Origin of the sequence: Moraxella oculi (assembly GCF_023336735.1) — a bacterium.
In the GTDB taxonomy this organism is placed as follows: domain Bacteria; phylum Pseudomonadota; class Gammaproteobacteria; order Pseudomonadales; family Moraxellaceae; genus Moraxella; species Moraxella oculi.
In genome coordinates this window covers 54488-71271 of sequence record NZ_JAMBAQ010000010.1, presented here as the reverse complement: position 1 = coordinate 71271, position 16784 = coordinate 54488, and the positions used below count along the sequence as shown (strand labels likewise).

The 16784-nt window shown below is 43.3% G+C and carries 15 protein-coding genes and 2 tRNA genes; 12 read left to right on the top strand and 5 right to left on the bottom strand.

Annotated features, from left to right (window positions below):
• Positions 1–46: 46 nt before the first annotated feature.
• From M2R47_RS06110 to M2R47_RS06095, 4 genes are all read left to right on the top strand, one after another.
• Positions 47–4144, top strand: a complete 4098-nt coding sequence (locus M2R47_RS06110; protein WP_249100417.1) for a tape measure protein — start codon at positions 47–49, stop codon at positions 4142–4144.
• Positions 4145–4172: 28 nt separating this feature from the next.
• A complete protein-coding gene (locus M2R47_RS06105) occupies positions 4173–4505 on the top strand; it encodes a phage tail protein (RefSeq protein ID WP_249100415.1) in 333 nt (110 codons plus the stop codon).
• Positions 4506–4580: 75 nt separating this feature from the next.
• Complete coding sequence (locus M2R47_RS06100) at positions 4581–4970, top strand: hypothetical protein (RefSeq protein ID WP_249100412.1); 390 nt, start codon at positions 4581–4583, stop codon at positions 4968–4970.
• Positions 4967–5632, top strand: coding sequence for a phage minor tail protein L (locus M2R47_RS06095; RefSeq protein WP_249100409.1), 666 nt, complete (start codon positions 4967–4969; stop codon positions 5630–5632). Before M2R47_RS06100 ends, M2R47_RS06095 begins: the two co-directional genes overlap by 4 nt.
• Here the strand turns inward: M2R47_RS06095 and M2R47_RS06090 are convergent.
• Entirely contained in the window at positions 5629–5832 is a 204-nt protein-coding gene (locus M2R47_RS06090; protein WP_249100407.1) for a hypothetical protein, read from the bottom strand. The two genes, M2R47_RS06095 and M2R47_RS06090, sit on opposite strands and share 4 nt — an antisense overlap.
• A 397-nt stretch (positions 5833–6229) precedes the next feature.
• On the opposite strand from M2R47_RS06090, the gene M2R47_RS06085 reads away from it, so the two are divergent.
• Both M2R47_RS06085 and M2R47_RS06080 read left to right on the top strand, forming a co-directional pair.
• The gene (locus tag M2R47_RS06085) at positions 6230–7003 is read left to right on the top strand and encodes a C40 family peptidase (protein WP_249100404.1); all 774 of its coding nucleotides are present in this window, start codon (positions 6230–6232) and stop codon (positions 7001–7003) included.
• 129 nt (positions 7004–7132) lie between these two features.
• Positions 7133–7390 carry a tail assembly protein gene (locus tag M2R47_RS06080; RefSeq protein ID WP_249100401.1) on the top strand — a complete coding sequence of 86 codons (258 nt, stop codon included), beginning with the start codon at positions 7133–7135 and terminating at the stop codon, positions 7388–7390.
• A gap of 111 nt (positions 7391–7501) precedes the next feature.
• Here the strand turns inward: M2R47_RS06080 and M2R47_RS06075 are convergent.
• The 3 genes from M2R47_RS06075 to folP form a co-directional block, all read right to left on the bottom strand.
• Positions 7502–7578 (bottom strand) — tRNA-Ile (locus tag M2R47_RS06075).
• A gap of 143 nt (positions 7579–7721) precedes the next feature.
• Positions 7722–7806 (bottom strand) — tRNA-Leu (locus M2R47_RS06070).
• A gap of 131 nt (positions 7807–7937) precedes the next feature.
• Positions 7938–8816 carry a dihydropteroate synthase gene (gene folP / locus M2R47_RS06065; RefSeq protein WP_249100398.1) on the bottom strand — a complete coding sequence of 293 codons (879 nt, stop codon included), beginning with the start codon at positions 8814–8816 and terminating at the stop codon, positions 7938–7940.
• Between the two features lie 76 nt (positions 8817–8892).
• Between folP and hflX the strand changes: the two genes are divergently transcribed.
• From hflX to M2R47_RS06050, 3 genes are all read left to right on the top strand, one after another.
• Positions 8893–10275, top strand: a complete 1383-nt coding sequence (hflX, locus tag M2R47_RS06060; RefSeq protein ID WP_249100396.1) for a ribosome rescue GTPase HflX — start codon at positions 8893–8895, stop codon at positions 10273–10275.
• 150 nt (positions 10276–10425) lie between these two features.
• Positions 10426–10869, top strand: coding sequence for a CidA/LrgA family protein (locus M2R47_RS06055; RefSeq protein WP_249100394.1), 444 nt, complete (start codon positions 10426–10428; stop codon positions 10867–10869).
• Complete coding sequence (locus tag M2R47_RS06050) at positions 10862–11554, top strand: LrgB family protein (protein ID WP_249100392.1); 693 nt, start codon at positions 10862–10864, stop codon at positions 11552–11554. The genes M2R47_RS06055 and M2R47_RS06050 overlap by 8 nt, the downstream gene beginning before the upstream one ends.
• A gap of 111 nt (positions 11555–11665) precedes the next feature.
• On the opposite strand, the gene M2R47_RS06045 is transcribed toward M2R47_RS06050, so the two are convergent.
• Positions 11666–12364, bottom strand: a complete 699-nt coding sequence (locus M2R47_RS06045; protein WP_249100390.1) for a MiaE family protein — start codon at positions 12362–12364, stop codon at positions 11666–11668.
• Positions 12365–12843: 479 nt separating this feature from the next.
• On the opposite strand from M2R47_RS06045, the gene M2R47_RS06040 reads away from it, so the two are divergent.
• The 3 genes from M2R47_RS06040 (at position 12844) to cydB (ending at position 16776) form a co-directional block, all read left to right on the top strand.
• Positions 12844–13809, top strand: coding sequence for a porin (locus M2R47_RS06040; protein ID WP_249100388.1), 966 nt, complete (start codon positions 12844–12846; stop codon positions 13807–13809).
• 220 nt (positions 13810–14029) lie between these two features.
• A complete protein-coding gene (locus tag M2R47_RS06035; RefSeq protein ID WP_249100386.1) occupies positions 14030–15634 on the top strand; it encodes a cytochrome ubiquinol oxidase subunit I in 1605 nt (534 codons plus the stop codon).
• A 5-nt stretch (positions 15635–15639) separates the two neighbouring features.
• The gene (gene cydB / locus M2R47_RS06030; protein ID WP_249100465.1) at positions 15640–16776 is read left to right on the top strand and encodes a cytochrome d ubiquinol oxidase subunit II; all 1137 of its coding nucleotides are present in this window, start codon (positions 15640–15642) and stop codon (positions 16774–16776) included.
• The last annotated feature ends 8 nt before the right edge of the window (positions 16777–16784 follow it).

The window sequence follows — 16784 nt, the reverse complement described above, 5'->3', positions numbered from 1 at the left end:
TTTCGTGCTGACCGCCCTTTTTGAGCGGTTTTTTATGGGGAAAATTATGCCAACACAGACATACAGGTTAGATATTCAAGTTGATGCAAATCGAGCGGAAAGCACACTGGCGAGCATTGAAAAAAGAATGGGCGTTATTGAAAAAGCTACTGGTTCGGCAGGACAGGGCGTTGATCGCTTTAACGGCAATGTCAATGATGCCGCTAGATCGCTTGACAAATTTGTATCTGGCTCAAAGCCAGTACAACAAAATCTAGCCAAACTCAAAAACAACATAGATGAGACTACAAGTGCAAGCAAGCGACTTGATAATTCTCTTAAAGGCTTATCGCCAACGCTAGGCAGCATTGCAACGCAAATGGCGGGTGTCTTTACCGTTAGCACAGCCATTTCAAAAATGGATGCTTTCGCAGGCATGCAGAACCGCTTAAAGCTAGTCACAAAGAGTGCTGAAGACCTAAACAAATCCATGCAGGAGACGTTTAAGATTGTACAAAGCACAGGCTCTGACTGGGACAGCGCGGTTTTGGTATTCCAAAAGTTTTCGGAAAACGCAGATCAATTAAACCTAGACCTTGCAAAAACTGCAAAACTAACAGATACGGTATCAAAAGCCGTTGCCATCAGTGGTAGCAGCGCGCAGAGTGCCGCCGCTGCCCTAACACAATTCGGTCAAGGCTTGGGCTCTGGTGTATTGCGTGGTGATGAATTTAACTCCGTAAACGAGAACGCAAACGGCATCATTAAAGCATTAGCGTACGGTCTTAATGTGACATCCGGAGAGCTGCGCACCATGGCCAATGAGGGCAAGCTAACAGGCGAGGTATTAGTCGAAGCCCTAGATAAGGCTAAGCCTTATATCGATGAGATGTTCTCTAAGACCGATTTCACCATCGGTCAATCAATCCAAATGCTTTCAAACTCAATGACAAAGTTTGTCGGTGAAGCGGGACAGGCGAGCGGTGCAGCCAGTGCGTTATCTAGTGCCATCCAAATTCTAGCCAATAACTTCAATGCCGTAGCTGATACAACAATGGTGGCAGGGATAACATACGCAACCTATGCCATCGCACAAAAAACCCAATCGGTCTATGCTTCTATCACAGCTTTGATCGCTGAACGAACAGCTAACGCACAAAAAGCACAATCTGAATTGGCAGTGGCGAAAAGTGAAGTCGCAACCACACAAGCCAAGCTTGCAAAGGTGCAAGCAAGTTATAAGTCAGTAGCCGCATTGCGTGGCGAAGCGATGGCACAGGCTCAATTAACCGCTGCTACCAACGCGGCAACTCAAGCACAAATCAATCTTGGTAAAGCCAAAAAGGCAGTCGTTGCAACCGCTGGCGGAATGCGTGGTGTCATGGCAGGATTGGCTGGTGTTATGGGCGGACCTATGGGGCTTGCCTTGATGGTTGGTGGTGTTGCAGCGTCTTACATGTTGCTAAAAGACAACACACAGAAAGCCGATGCGGTTTTAGAAACCAACAAAAAGACGGTTGCGGAGTTAGCGGAGGAATATCGAAAGCTTAACGAGAACCAAAAGCAACTAGCACGAGACCAAATAACCAAGGAAATCAGAGAAAAAACACAAGCATATAAAGACCAAATCAATGAACTGACTATTCTAACCGCTAGAATTGCAAACAATTCGAAAGCGACAGCGGAACAAAAAGCTGAAATCTTTGCGTCTATGCAAGCCCTTAGAGATAAGTCAATATCAGCAGAAGAGTTAGCAATTAAAGTTCGCGGCATGGGCGTGGCAAGTGAAGATTTTGCCATGAAGCTGACCGAGCAAGCGCATAAAACGCAGAAAGCCAAAGATGATCTAGACCATGCCGAAAGCATTGGCAGAGCCTATGAGAACACAGCTTATGATGCCTCTAACGCCTCAAGTAGTTTAGCTGGTCAAATGGATAATGTAGCAGGTGCTGCATCTAACGCTGCTGACGAAGTGGCAGGATTAACTAAAAAGGCGCAGGAATATCTAAGCACTATTTCACAAACAGCATTCGCAGATGCAATGACCCTTGAGATGATGAAAAAAGGCTTTTCTGAGGGTGCTTCTAGGGATTTTGCGAGAGTCCATCTTGCTAACAATGGGGTTATTACTAGTGACATAGCAAGAGAAATATTGGACGCAGATAAAGCACGGGAGGAATTAAGGAAATATAGAGAGTCTCAAAAACCTAAATCAAGCAGAGGTTCTGGCGGTAGTCGTTCACGTTCAAACGGTCGATCGGGCGGCTCTGGTAACTCAAAAAAATCTAAAAGCATATCATCTGATGATACGCAAATAATGGTATATAAAGCATGGATTTCAGCGGGGTTGTCCGAGAAGCAAGCATTGGCAGCGACTGCCGAAGTAGGTCGAGAGAATGACTATGCGATCAAGTACCTATTTGGCGGACATACGGATAAAAGCAACAAGAAAGCCAGCTTGGGTATGCTTTCTTGGCAGGGCAGCAGACGAGAAGAGTTGATCAAGTATCTAACGCAGGCGGGCGTGTATAAAAACGGCCGCATAGAGCAATCGCAAGAAGCCCTTAATGCTCAAGCTAGATTTGCCGTAAAAGAAATGGTAGAAAACCCAGCCTATCGCAAAACTAGAGACTTGTTTTTATCTAATCCGAACGTGGATTACAAAACATCTTATGAAGTTTTGGGCGATGATTTCGTCCGTTGGGATAGAAGCGGCAGAGCCGTTCTTGGTGCATCAGGCGCGCAGAAACACGCTCAAAAGCGAGATAAGTACTACGAGCAAATTTCCGCCAAAGTTGGCGGCGATATCATCGTTCAAGATTTCCAAGAACTTGTTGAAAAGCAAGCCGATCTTGCTAAAAAGCAAGCAGAGGCACGAGAACGTATTGAATATGAACTTCTCAATGCTCAAGCCAAGGCAAAGGCGGATCATGAGAAAAAAGTTAAAGAACTCATGGAGGCAGGCTTTGAACCAGAAGTTGCCGCAGCTTATGAAGAAATCCTTGTTAATCGGTTTAAACTAAACGCTGCCTATCAGGACAAACAATTAGCCTATGATCTATACAGCTTTAGGCTTAGTGCAAGAGAGCGTTTAGATGCCGAGCGTGACTTAGCCCTTGAAAAAATAAAGATCGATGCGGATTTGACAGATGAACAAAAAGAGTATTACAAGCAAGCAACGCTTGATAAATACGACTTTGATGTGAAAAAGTTCAAGAATGCGCAGGCTAAGAAAGTCAAAGACTTAGAAAAACTGATTGGTGGTATCGGACGGGGTGGGCATGCCAATGCCATGACAGACATGCTAAATCAGCACAACATGAGCAGTCTTAACTACGGCAAATGGCAGATTAACCGCCAGATGGTTACGCGTGAAAAAGAACAGCTTGAGATCTATCAAAATGTGGTTGATTCTATCAAAGCAATTGATGAAGTCGGGGAATATGTCATCACTAACGCCCATGAGCGCCACCGCCTACTACAAGAAGCGGAAAAAGCCCATGAATCCGAGATGAAAGCCATTAGAGAGCGAGCGGCTGATGAGATGCGACAGCATGAAGAAGATAACCTTAATATGACTTTGCAAAGATATGGTGCAACATTTGGGGCATTGGCAGGACTTATTAGGGGCTATCAAGGCGAGCAGTCAAGCACTTATCGAGCCTTGTTTGCCGCATCTAAGGCTTTTGCCATCGCTGAAGCAAGTCAAAATGTTTGGCTTGCAGCATCAGATGCTTATGCCAAAGAGCCTGGCACGGTGTGGAATAAGCTAAAGGCTTCAGCAATAGCGGCAGCCAAATCGTCCTCATTTATCCCGCTTATCCAAGCCGTCACGCCACGGGGCTTTAAATCAGGCGGTTATACAGGCAACATTGGCGTAAATAGTATTGCTGGCGTGGTACACGGTCAAGAATATGTTATGAATGCCAAAGCCACTAAACGCATTGGTGTTAATAATCTTGAGCGATTGAGCAATGGGGAAAATATTGGGGGTGTTAAAGTCATCATCAATAACTACTCAAATGAAACTGCTACTGCCGAGCAGATGCCCAACGGCGATGTTTTGGTTACCGTTGGCAAGATGTCGAGACACATTGCCCAAGATGAGATACAGAAATATCACCGTAGTCAGCTAAGGCAGGGTGGTGCATATTACGGCAGATAATTTCCTAAAATCTGGAGACCGCAAAAAAATGAAAACCTTTACATGGGACATATCCCAAGACAGTACCGAAACCACCGCCATTAACAAAACCACCACACAATTTGGCGATGGCTATGAGCAATCTGTCAGTTTTGGCATCAATAACAGCCGTAAATCATGGCAATGTAGCAAAACAGACACTAAGGCGGTGATTGATGAGATTTACCGCTTTTTGGTTGATACAAAGGGCGTTGAAGCCTTTAATTTTAAACCTTTGCCTGATGAGCCTGCCATCAAAGTCCGACTAGATGGCGAAGTTAGCCGTAACCGTGTGGGCGGCAATGCTTGGCAAATCAGTTTTAACTTAAAGCAAACCTTTTAACCATGTCGACGAAACTCATTTCATCGACATAACCCACGCCCTTGATCATCAAGGGCTTTTTATTTGGAGTCAAATATGAAAACCTTAACACACTTAGAGATTGACCTATTAAGTCAATTTGTCCATCACAGACACTACTTATCGCATGACCATGCGGATGCTATCCAATCAATCAGTATGGATTATTCAGCCACTGATGGCTATGAAATTAAAACAAACAAATCCAAAGGCAAAAGAACCAGCTTGCTTGAGGCGAACCTTTTGACTTGGTTTAGCTCCACCATCAACTATGCTCAGGCTACGCACAAGATGACCATTGACAAGCTTGTCATTGCCTATGAAGACGAGGCTTACACAATTGAGCTTGCCACATCGCCACAAGAAGTAGATGAAGAGGTAGATGATGGCGAAACAGACGGTGTAGAAGACGAAGAAGACGACGAAGACGACGAAGTGCAGTCATGACTTTTCATTCAAAAATCCAAAAACCTGCCGTACAAGGTTTGATTACCTTGTACGAGCTTGACGCAAGAGTATTGGGTGGCGAGGTTTACCGTTTTCACGGTCACAATGACGGCGTCATCACTTGGCAAAATCAAGAGTTTATCCCCGTTGCCATCAAAGCTGATGGATTAGAAGTGCGTTCTGATGGTCGTGCTTCTACTCCTACTTTGACAATCCACAACGACATTGGCGGCATACCCCAAGCCTTACGCTTTTTATGCCTAAAGTTTAGTGATTTTGTAGGGGCTAAATTAAAAGTTATTCATACCTTGGCAGAGTATTTGGCCAGCACTGATGAGCAAAACTACCGCATCCAGCATTGGTATATTGAGCAAAAAACATCTGAAACCAACGCTGTTACCACCTTTGAATTATCCAACCCTGTGGACTTTGAGGGCTTAAGAATCCCAGTGCGTCAAATCACCAGTTATTGCCATTGGGCGGTGTGTGGGCGTTACCGTGGCGAGGAGTGCGGTTATATTGGCACAAACCGCTTTACGACAGACGGTAAGCCCACCGACAATCCAGAGCTGGACAGATGCGGTGGTAGGCTAAGCGATTGCAAGCTTAGGAACAATGAACAACGATTTGGCGGTTTTCCTGCCAGTGGGCTTTTGGGTTAGTCAAGTGTTTTGGCATACTCAACCAAAGCGGTTTTGATTGCCATTGCCTTTGAGCATCCCTTGCGTGCTACAATGCTTTCAAGGGCTGCTAGAACTTCTGGCTCAGTATGACTGATGACAAGTCCGATGCGTGCCAATGATTTATCAAAATAGTTAGCGGTTGCTTTTTTGCGTGCTTGTGGGCTTGCTTTATCTGCCATAAAAAATCCTTGATTTTTATAAAAATGGTGCTATGATAATGAGTAAGGAATGTGCTAAGTAGGACGGCTATCCCACTTAGCACCCAGTTTGTTAGTTGGTAGCTAACTCACTGGCTTATTGCTTACCAAGCATTTATGCTAATGAGTAGTAAGACAATAAGGACGATGATTTGGATTAACTTGTACATCGTTCTTTTCCTTGTTTATCACTAGGCTTGTCCTAGCCCAATCAACACCCCTTGTGTTGATGGAATCAATTGTATTACAATATACAAATAAAGTCATTTCTGCGTTTTTTCGTAAAATTGCTTGGCTTTTTTATTTTATAAGCCATTGAATTATAAACACATATTCAGCCGTCCAAGTACAACTTGGGCGGTTTTTTATTGGAAAAAATATGCGACTCACCAAAACCCTAAAAGACCAAATCATCGCCCATGCTTGGGAAGATTACCCTAATGAATGTTGTGGCGTGATCATCGGTGGTCAATATTGCCCTTGCACGAACATCGCCCCCAATCCTACCAATGCGTTTGAGATTGACCCTGATCAATTTATTAACTTATCCAAGCTTGGCGAAATACAGGCAATTATCCACAGCCACCCTGATGGCGAACCGTTGCCATCTGAAGTGGATAAAATCCAAATGGGACTGCACGACATAGATTGGATGATTGTGGGCTTAGGTCATGCACCCACAGGAGCGAAATACTGCGACATCAAACGCCATCAACCTGCCACTTATCAAAGCCCATTGTTAGGGCGTGAGTATCATCATGGCGTACAAGACTGCTATACCTTGGTACAAGACTATTACCACCGTGAGCTTGACATCACACTGCCTGATTTTGCACGATCTGATGACTGGTGGGAAGACCCAAACCATGAACCACTTTATGAAAACAACTTTAAAAAAGCTGGGTTTGAAGCAGTAAATGACACGCCTCAAAAGCATGATGTCATTTTATGCCGTGTTGGACGCACGCACCATGTTAATCATGCACTAGTGTATTTGGGCGATGGCAACTTAAAGAGCGAGAAAACAACGCCTGTGGTGGGGGATTGCTTAGTTTTGCACCATCCACATGGCAGATTGTCGGTGCGTGAGATCTATGGCGAGAGTTGGCAAAAACGCACCGCTTTGATCGTAAGACATAAGGATTTAATGTGACATTTTTTGGATTTTGTGAAGCCTTTATTCGATTTAGGGTGTCTAATGTGATCTTGAAGTTAGCTAAGGTTACATTGCGACTATCCTTTTTCCTTTTTGATTGTTCTGTAAAAATGACAAAGAAGTACCATGAAAACGATTGAACTACATGGCATCCTAGCCAAAAAATTCGGACGATTTTTTAAACTTGATGTCAAAACAACCAGAGAAGCTTGCCATGCCATCGCTTGCCAAATTCCTGCCTTTCGTGAATTCATGATGAACAGTGAAAAACTTGGGCTTAGATTTGCCGTCTTTAACGGTAAAAAACAAAACCAAAAAACCAACATCAATGAAAATCAACTTGATGATGTGACTACCGACAAACCATTGATGGAGTTTGATTGAGTAAGATTTTAAATTTTGATGGTTTGAAGAAATATTTATTTTTTATAATTTTTGACATAAAAAAATTCAAGAGTTTTTACGCATAAACCCTTGAATTCATTGACTTTAATTTGGTGGGCCCACACAGACTCGAACTGTGGACCAAGGGATTATGAGTCCCCTGCTCTAACCAACTGAGCTATAGGCCCTTGAAAAGCAATAAGCTTTAGATGTCGTATTCTACAACAACCCATCTATAAATACAAGGGTTTTTTGTAGGAGAGACTGATTTAAAATCATGATGACTGAATGATTAAAAGACCGATGAGAAAATCACCGGTCTTTTAGTGTGTGGTGGGGTCGGAGAGACTCGAACTCTCACACCTCGCGGCGCCAGAACCTAAATCTGGTGCGTCTACCAATTTCGCCACGACCCCAATGATTATCAGAACATCGCTGTTGTCTTGATGTGCGGTATTATACGCAAGTTTTGGGATTTGGCAAGTGATTTTTTTGGATATTTAAAGAAAAATTTTATAAATCATTGATATTTATTCATTTTTTAAAATCATTTCATCCGACATTCAGCCTGCTCAGAGACGCTTTGCCACATTTTAATTGTTTGAGCCATGCTTGCGACATCATGCACTCGCACGATGTTTGCACCTTTTTGCATGGCAAGTAGGTGTGCGACCGCCCCAATCAAGTCCCTATCGGTTGTACTGTGATGCTTCATGGGAGAAAAATCATTCAGTAACTCCCCTAAAAATCGCTTGCGAGACACACCAAATAGCATTGGCAAATCAAAATGGGCAATGATTTTATCCAGGTGTTTCATGAGCACTATGTGGTGTTCGTGATTTTTGGCAAAACCCATGCCAACATCAATGATGATATTGGTGGATTTAACGCCTGCATTGAGTGCATTTTGAACACAATCATCAAGTTCGCCAATAACCTCATCAATCACATCATGATATGTTGCCAAGTCATTCATCGTCTCGGGCTCACCTCGTGAGTGCATGATGATCACAGGCAGGTTGAGCTGGCTTGCCATTTTTGCTGCACCAATTCGTCTTAGGCCACGCACATCATTCCACATATCCGCTCCCAAGTCCGCCATTTGTTCCATGACTAAGGGGCTGCTGGTATCAATGGATATCCATAGCTTAGGAAAATTTTGGCGAATCTCGTGCACGACGGAGGCCAGTCTTTTGATTTCTAGCTCACTTGAAACAGGCTTGGCGTTTGGTCGAGTTGATTCTGCACCAATATCAATGATATCCACACCCCACTTTAGCATTTCATCAACATGCTTCAAGGCTTGATCTGTCTGGTTGAAAAGACCGCCATCAGAGAATGAGTCAGGTGTTACATTAAGGATACCCATGATTTTTGGGCTGGATAAATCTAATGTTTTGTTGTTGGCATGTAAAATTTGGGACATGGTTGGTAATCACTGACTTGAAATTTATCATCATACCACAATTTAAAAGTTTTAAAAGTTTAAAAAAGGACATTCCTTGCAATATTTTGACCGACATGAAGGCGGAGAAAACGCCATTTTGGTACATCTGGACATCCGTGAGATGATTGACCCTGATGATTTAGAAGAGTTTCGCTTGCTGGTGCGTTCTGCAGGAGCGAATGAATTGGACATCATCACAGGCGGACGCAATAAGCCACATGCCAAATATTTTGTCGGTACGGGTAAGGCCGAAGAGATTGCACAAGCCGTAGAGCGACATCAGGCAGACATTGTCATTTTTAATCACGATCTAAGCCCAAGCCAAGAGCGAAATCTAGAAAAACTCATCAACTGCCGAGTGCTTGATCGCACTGGTTTGATTTTGGATATTTTTGCTCAGCGTGCTAGAACTTATGAAGGCAAGCTGCAAGTTGAACTGGCACAATTATCACATTTATCAACTCGGCTGGTGCGTGGCTGGACGCATCTAGAACGACAAAAGGGTGGTATTGGTCTGCGTGGACCAGGCGAAACGCAACTAGAAACCGATCGTCGACTGCTCCAAATCCGAGTCAATCAGCTTAAAAATAAGCTAGAAAAGGTCAAACAAACTCGTTTACAAGGACGAGCCAAACGCCAAAAATCCGACATACCAACCATCTCTCTTGTTGGCTATACCAATGCTGGTAAATCCACATTGTTCAACTTACTGACTGATGATGATATTTATGCTGCCGACCAGCTTTTTGCCACATTGGATCCAACCTTGCGTCAAGTCAAGTGGGCTGGTGTGGGTAATGTTGTCATGGCTGATACGGTCGGATTTGTGCGTCATTTGCCACATGAATTGGTTGAGAGTTTTCATGCTACCCTAGAAGAGACTTTGGAAGCTGATTTATTGTTGCATGTGATTGACAGCAGTAGTCCAGACATGCACGAGCAAATTGATGCGGTCAATGCCGTACTTGATGAGATTGGGGCTGATGCGCCTGTATTGCTTGTGCATAACAAAATTGACAAGACGGCAGAGATGCCCAGCATTCACTATCAAGAGATGGGTGTGCCACAGCGGGTCTATGTGTCAGCTCGTGATGGTTTGGGTATTGAACAGTTGTATCAAGCGGTGCAGGAAATATTGGTTGGCGACTTATCGAAATTTAATCTTACTTTGCCATATCATGCAGGTCAGTTAAAAAACGCCTTACACGAACTCGGGGTCATTGTCAGTGGTGATTTTGATGACATGGGGCATGAGATGTTGACCATTCGCATTGCTGCTAAGAAGCTAAAAGAGCTGCTGGGCAAGCATCATCTTGACCCTTTCGATGTTCTGCCACCCCATCAAGCAAACGACCTAATGCCCATCTTGGAAGATTTTGAAAAAGTTTTGGTAAACAAGATGGATGATGATGCAGATTTGGATCCATTTTGCTGGTAGAGGTTGGGTTGATGTACTTTTGTTGCGAAATGACAACATTTCGTTAAATCTTTGTAAACGGCTTGACCATACTGTTAGATGATGATTTAATAGCTTGGCATAAAAACTCAAACACTTCTGTGGTGCTTTATAAACAGAACAGGGACGCTCATGAAATCACCTTATTTTACCAAGTCGCCCACTTTTTGGTTATCCATGCTTGCCACCATCGCCATCGTCGTTGGTGTGCGAGAGCTTGCTTTTGCGATTTGCACGAATCTTGGCATGCCAAGTGCCGCCAATATCGTTGGATTGGTGTCGTTATTTTTGGTATTGATGGTCATCCGACTGATTAAAAATGGCTTGCCAAATTGGCTGGCGTCATCAGCGAATGTGCTACTGGTGGATAGTGGCTTTGCTTTTTTGCCAGTATCGGCAGGGGCGGGAATCTTACTATTTGGGCTGGGTGCGGAGCTGCTGGCGGTATCAGTCATCATCATCGTCAGTACCCTCATGCCCCTGTGGGCATTCGCTAGGCTGGCTCAAAGATGGCTGACAAATGATCAAATAGGCATGAGGGCGGATAAGGCAGGGGAGGGTCATTCCAATGCTTGATAGTGCCACCATCGCCACCGCTTTTGTGATCACGCTGATTGCTCATGTTGGTGCAAAATATGTGTTAAGATTTCTGAATAACTTTGTTCATGGAATACCGATGATCATTATCGCCATTGTGTTGACACTGTTGATTTTGTTCGTGATACAGATGCCATATGCCAATTATTATACACACGCCAAGCCTGTGTTTGACCGTTTGCTTGGATACAGTACGGTATTACTTGCTGTTCCATTGGCTGGCATGAATTTTAAGGGATTGCCAATTAAAAAACTGAGTGTCATTGTGGTGCTGGCAAGCTTGGTGGGGGCGATTTTACCGATGAGTTTGGCGTACTTATTCATGCTTGATATGAGTATGATTCTTTCATTTGCCACGCGTTCAGTAACCACGCCTGTGGGCTTGTCAGTCGCTCAAATCATCGATGCACCGCTTGTGTTGACCAATCTTGTCATCATTGTCTCTGGGATTTTGGGAGCGAGTCTTTGCCGTATTTTATTCAAAAATATCCAAGATGATAGGGCCAAAGGTTTGGCATTGGGGTTGGTTGCACATGCGATTGGCACGGTTGAGGCATGGACAATCAGTCCTACCGCAGGGCGATATGCCGCTTTTGGACTTGCTATTAATGGATTGATAACAGCAGTGTGGTTGCCCATGGCGATCTTATGGTTGTTGAAATGATTTTGATCAAATCTTCTGGTGGGCGATGAGATTGCCAAAACCAATCTTGAGGCATGCATGTGCGTTTTGATTTGCAACTTTCTTAACAGACATGTTGCTGATGAAGATGAATCATGCCCAACTGGGTATGCCACTATGAAAGCGAATTTCATCGTCAGGGCTGTCAATCAGATCTGCTTCTACCGTACGAAAAAACGCCACTCGTTCATCAATGCTCTCATCGCAGAGTGATTGAGCCAAATGCAGATAGTCTTCATAATGGCGACTTTCTGATTTGAGCAGATATTTATAGTAGCGTGCCAATTTCTCATCATCAATGACATCTGCCAGCGCTGAAAAACGCTCACAAGAACGAGCCTCAATGAACGCACCGATGATGAGTACATCAACCATCGCCGCAGGTTCCCAAGTGCGCTTGTGTTTTAACAAGCCTTTGGCGTAGCGACCTGCTGGTAAATGCGACCACTCAATCCCTCGCTGTGTCATTAAGGTGAGAACCTGTTCATAATGCAGCATTTCTTCTCGTACCAGCTGAGCCAGTCGCTCCTGAAGTTCACGATGAAATTCATAACGAAAAATCAGATTCATGGCCGTACCCGCTGCTTTTTTCTCGCAATTAGCATGATCAAGCATGAGTAGAGGTAAGTTGTTTTTGGCGATGGTCAGCCACTTTTCTGATGTGCGAGTACCTAAAAACTCATGAATATGACTGATGTCGGTAGTTGCCTTGATTCGATTGGTGATGTTTTGTAGATCGTCTTCGTTAGCAATGTAACCGTTGGTATTTATGGTGTTTGAAAGATGTTGCATGGTGATGTGCTGAATATTGGCTGTGTAAACATTTGTTTTTTTGTGTAAAAAAACAAACCATTATCTCTTAATAATATGACAATTTTTTGAATATTTTAGCATATTTTTAGATGACGATGCGGTGAATTTTATGACAGGATCATTCAATGTAATGTCGGTTCTCATGGATTCATGGAAAATAAGAATTTATCTTAATATTAACAAAAAAATTATAAAAATCAATTCCATATAAGTTATTGACTTTAAATAGAAAAAACTAAAAATTCAAAAAAATCACAAAATTTTTTCTCCAAAAGATGTTGCAAAATATGTCAAAATTGGTATGCTATTAGCCGAAGTGGAATTTGGTAAGATTTATGATGTATTGTTACTGGTAAATTTTCAAATTTTACTTCTTAAAAAAGCAATATGCAGAATTGACATTCTGCCTTGGGCGCAGCTTTAGCGACCCAACTAAAAAATGTAATGTGGAGAAACCCATGAAAAAACTACTTTTAGCATCAGCTATCGCTGCTCTTGGTATTACGGCTGCACAAGCTGCACCAACCGTTTACGGTAAAGCCTTCCTGACTCTTGATGTGCAAGACGGCGATAATGCCAATACCATCCAAGGCGAATATGACCCACGCACACAGCTGAACTCTAACTCTTCTCGTATTGGTCTAAAAGGCTCGAATGCACTGACCAATAATACCAACTTGCTTTATCAATTGGAATACGGCGTGAAAGTTGATGACAACTCAACTCAATTTAAATCACGCGACACTTACTTGGGTCTTGCCAATAAACAATACGGTACTTTGGTGGCAGGTCGTCTAACAGCGATTGATGACTATGTCAATTATGCTAACGAAGCTCAAGGCGGTGTTATTGGTGGTAATGGTGTGTTGGCGTCTTTTGATGCACCTCGTGCTAACAATACATTTGCATATTTTTCACCAGAGCGTCATGGCTTGCAGTTGCTAGCAATGTACACACTTGATGAAAATAAACAGACTGATTCACTTGGTCGTGATGCTTTTGGTGTGGCCGCAAAATACGAACCAGCCAATGCACCATATAAAGTTGGTGCAAGCTATGTACAATCTGGCGATGCACTTAAAGCCATCCGTGTAAGTGGTGCTTATGCCATCAATCCAGCATTGACTGCAAGTGCGTTATACCAGCACACAGATTACAACACCAAAGACAATGAAAACGCATTCACGGTGTCTGCCAACTATAAAGTTGCCCAGACTCCTTGGACCGCTTATGGTCAGCTAGACTTTGTAGACAACACAAAGGGTGTTAAAGATTCGGAAGCACAGCGTGTGGCTGTTGGTGGTAAATATAAGTTTAATAAAGCAACTACTGGTCATGTATATGGTGCTTTGTTGAAGCGTGAAGTTGCTGGCGTGGACGCTGATGCGTACGGCATCGGTGGCGGCATCGAATATAAATTCTAATTTTTTTAGAATTTTTGATTAAAAAAAGCTCGCTGAATATGGCGGGCTTTTTTATTTTGATGATGTTTGGTGATTCAACTCCCTTAAAATCTTTGTTTTTTTGTGATTGATGGGTTAATTGATGAGTTGAGTTAGTGTATATTCATTGTTATCTGCTTTTGTTTTGAAATGAATGGGCGTATAATCAGCATGTCTTTTGGTTTTTATCGATGGTTGCTTTATGATTACTGAACACTTGGTGGATATTTCACGCTTACAGTTTGCAGTGACAGCACTATTCCACTTTTTATTCATTCCTTTGACGCTGGGCATGACCTGGATTTTGGTCATCATGGAGTCGGTATATGTCATCACAGGCAAGCAGGTTTGGCGTGACATGACGAAATTTTGGGGGAAGTTATTCGGCATCAATTTTGCACTTGGGGTAACGACAGGCATCACGATGGAGTTTCAGTTTGGTACCAACTGGGCGTATTATTCGCATTATGTGGGTGATATTTTTGGGGCACCGCTTGCCATTGAGGGTTTGATGGCGTTTTTTCTTGAATCAACGATGGTAGGGCTGTTTTTCTTCGGCTGGGAAAGAATGAGTCGTGTGCAGCATTTGTTTACCACAATTTTCATGGCGCTTGGGACGAATTTGTCTGCGTTGTGGATTTTGATTGCCAATGGCTGGATGCAAAATCCTGTGGGGGCGGAGTTTAATTATCATACAATGCGTATGGAAATGGTCAGTTTTGCTGAGATTGTATTCAATCCTGATGCACAAAATAAGTTTGTTCATACTGTCTCTGCTGGCTATGTGGTGGGTGCGGTTTTTGTATTGGCAATTTCGGCATTGTATTTGCTACAAAAAAGAGATGTTGAATTCGCCAAGCGTAGCTTTCATGTGGCAGCTGCCTTTGGTTTTGCGTCTATTTGTAGTACGATTGTGCTGGGTGATGAATCTGGATATTCTATCGGATTGGCTCAACAGACCAAGTTGGCCACGATGGAGGCGATGTGGGAAACCGAGCCTGCACCTGCCAGCTTTAATCTGGTTGCTGACATTAATGAGTCGGAAGGTAAGAATGACTGGGCGATACACATTCCATATGCCATGGGAATCATCGGTACGCGTTCGTTTGATAAGCAGATTTTAGGCATTCATGACATCAAAAAAATCAACGAAGAGCGAATCAAAAATGGCATCATTGCAGTGAACGCATTAGATACCATGCGTACTGATCAAAGGTTGGGTCGTGCCAGTGGTGATGCGGTGCTTGAAAATTTTGAGAAAAATAAAAATGACTTGGGGTTTGGGCTGTTACTCAAAAAATACACGAACGATGTTACTCAGGCAACGCCACAAATGATTGCTCAAGCGGTTGATGATACGATTCCTGCGGTTACTCCGATGTTTTGGTCATTTCGCATGATGGTAGGGCTTGGATTTTTAATGTTGATCTTATTCTCATTGAGTTTGTTTTATACCATCAAAGGTAATTTTATGCAAAAACCTTGGCTGTTGAAATTTGCGGTGGTCATGCTGCCTGCACCGTGGATTGCCGCTGAAGCAGGTTGGTTCGTGGCGGAATACGGTCGTCAGCCGTGGACAGTTTATGGCATTCTACCTACACACCTGTCTGTATCAAACATCAGTGCAAGCAGTGTGATTTGGTCGTTGACGGGTTTTGTGATCTTTTATGCCTTGTTATTCGTCGTTGAAATTTATTTGATGCAAAAGTACATCAAAATTGGTCCTGCCAGTCTTGGAACAGGTCGATATCATGGTGAGAAACAAAACAAAAACATCATTAACCCAATTCATTTTAAAGGAGAATAGCCATGCTGTTTGACTATGAAACTTTAAAATTCATCTGGTGGCTACTCGTTGGCACATTACTCATCGGCTTTGCCATCATGGATGGTCATGACATGGGGGTGTGTAGTCTTTTACCCTTTGTGGGTAAGACAGATGAAGAGCGTCGTGTGATTATCAATACCATTGGACCGCACTGGGAGGGTAATCAAGTATGGTTCATTACCGCAGGTGGTGCAATTTTTGCTGCGTTGCCTTTGGTGTATGCTACGGCATTTAGTGGCTTTTATTGGGCTCTTATGGCCGTGCTTTGGGCATTATTTTTTCGACCCGTGGGCTTTAAATATCGCAGCATGGTCAAGGATATTCGTTGGCGTCGTGCGTGGGATTGGGGTCTTTTTATTGGCTCTTTTATTCCTGCACTGATTTTTGGGGTGGCGTTTGGTAATCTGTTATTGGGCGTGCCTTTTAGCTTTGATGAATACTTGGTATCAACCTACTCTGGCTCATTTTTTGAGTTATTACATCCATTTGCATTATTGTGTGGCTTGGTGAGTGTGAGCATGCTCATCATGCAAGGCGGGGTCTATTTGGCACATCGCACCATGGGGGATATTCAAGTGCGCACGATACGCTTTAGCAGTGTTTCTGCCATTTTGATGGTGCTGTTGTTCGTGGTGGCAGGTTTTTGGGTAGCCAATCTTGATGGTTATGTCATTGTCAGCCATGTTGATAAGGGTGCGCTCATTGACCCTTTATCAAAAACTGTTGAGCGACAAGCAGGGGCTTGGCTTGATAATTACCATGCCAACTCATCTCTTTGGACATTTCCTGTGCTTGGTGTACTCATGCCGTTGTTGGCGGTGGGGCTTTTAAAATGGCGTCGGACGCTCTTGGCATTCTTTGCATCAAGCCTTGCGGTGCTATCAGTAATCATGACTGTCGGTGTGGCTTTATTTCCTTTTTATATGCCATCATCCAGCAGTCTTAGTGCCAGTTTGACAGTGTGGGACAGTACATCTAGTCATTTAACTTTAATGATCATGCTTTATGTGCTGGTGCTGATTTTGCCAGTTGTTGTCGCTTATACCAGTTGGGCTTATGCTGTCATGCGTGGTAAGGTTACTAAGGCATACATCAAAGAAAACGAACACATGCTTTATTAAGAATGAGG

What these genes read in the sequence shown, in the direction of transcription:
- M2R47_RS06110 (WP_249100417.1), top strand. Translation starts at nt 47, where the DNA reads ATGCCAACACAGACATACAGGTTAGATATTCAAGTTGATGCAAATCGA.
- M2R47_RS06105 (WP_249100415.1), top strand. Translation starts at nt 4,173, where the DNA reads ATGAAAACCTTTACATGGGACATATCCCAAGACAGTACCGAAACCACC.
- M2R47_RS06100 (WP_249100412.1), top strand. Translation starts at nt 4,581, where the DNA reads ATGAAAACCTTAACACACTTAGAGATTGACCTATTAAGTCAATTTGTC.
- M2R47_RS06095 (WP_249100409.1), top strand. Translation starts at nt 4,967, where the DNA reads ATGACTTTTCATTCAAAAATCCAAAAACCTGCCGTACAAGGTTTGATT.
- M2R47_RS06090 (WP_249100407.1), bottom strand. Translation starts at nt 5,832, where the DNA reads ATGGCAGATAAAGCAAGCCCACAAGCACGCAAAAAAGCAACCGCTAAC.
- M2R47_RS06085 (WP_249100404.1), top strand. Translation starts at nt 6,230, where the DNA reads ATGCGACTCACCAAAACCCTAAAAGACCAAATCATCGCCCATGCTTGG.
- M2R47_RS06080 (WP_249100401.1), top strand. Translation starts at nt 7,133, where the DNA reads ATGAAAACGATTGAACTACATGGCATCCTAGCCAAAAAATTCGGACGA.
- folP (WP_249100398.1), bottom strand. Translation starts at nt 8,816, where the DNA reads ATGTCCCAAATTTTACATGCCAACAACAAAACATTAGATTTATCCAGC.
- M2R47_RS06055 (WP_249100394.1), top strand. Translation starts at nt 10,426, where the DNA reads ATGAAATCACCTTATTTTACCAAGTCGCCCACTTTTTGGTTATCCATG.
- M2R47_RS06050 (WP_249100392.1), top strand. Translation starts at nt 10,862, where the DNA reads ATGCTTGATAGTGCCACCATCGCCACCGCTTTTGTGATCACGCTGATT.
- M2R47_RS06045 (WP_249100390.1), bottom strand. Translation starts at nt 12,364, where the DNA reads ATGCAACATCTTTCAAACACCATAAATACCAACGGTTACATTGCTAAC.
- M2R47_RS06040 (WP_249100388.1), top strand. Translation starts at nt 12,844, where the DNA reads ATGAAAAAACTACTTTTAGCATCAGCTATCGCTGCTCTTGGTATTACG.
- M2R47_RS06035 (WP_249100386.1), top strand. Translation starts at nt 14,030, where the DNA reads ATGATTACTGAACACTTGGTGGATATTTCACGCTTACAGTTTGCAGTG.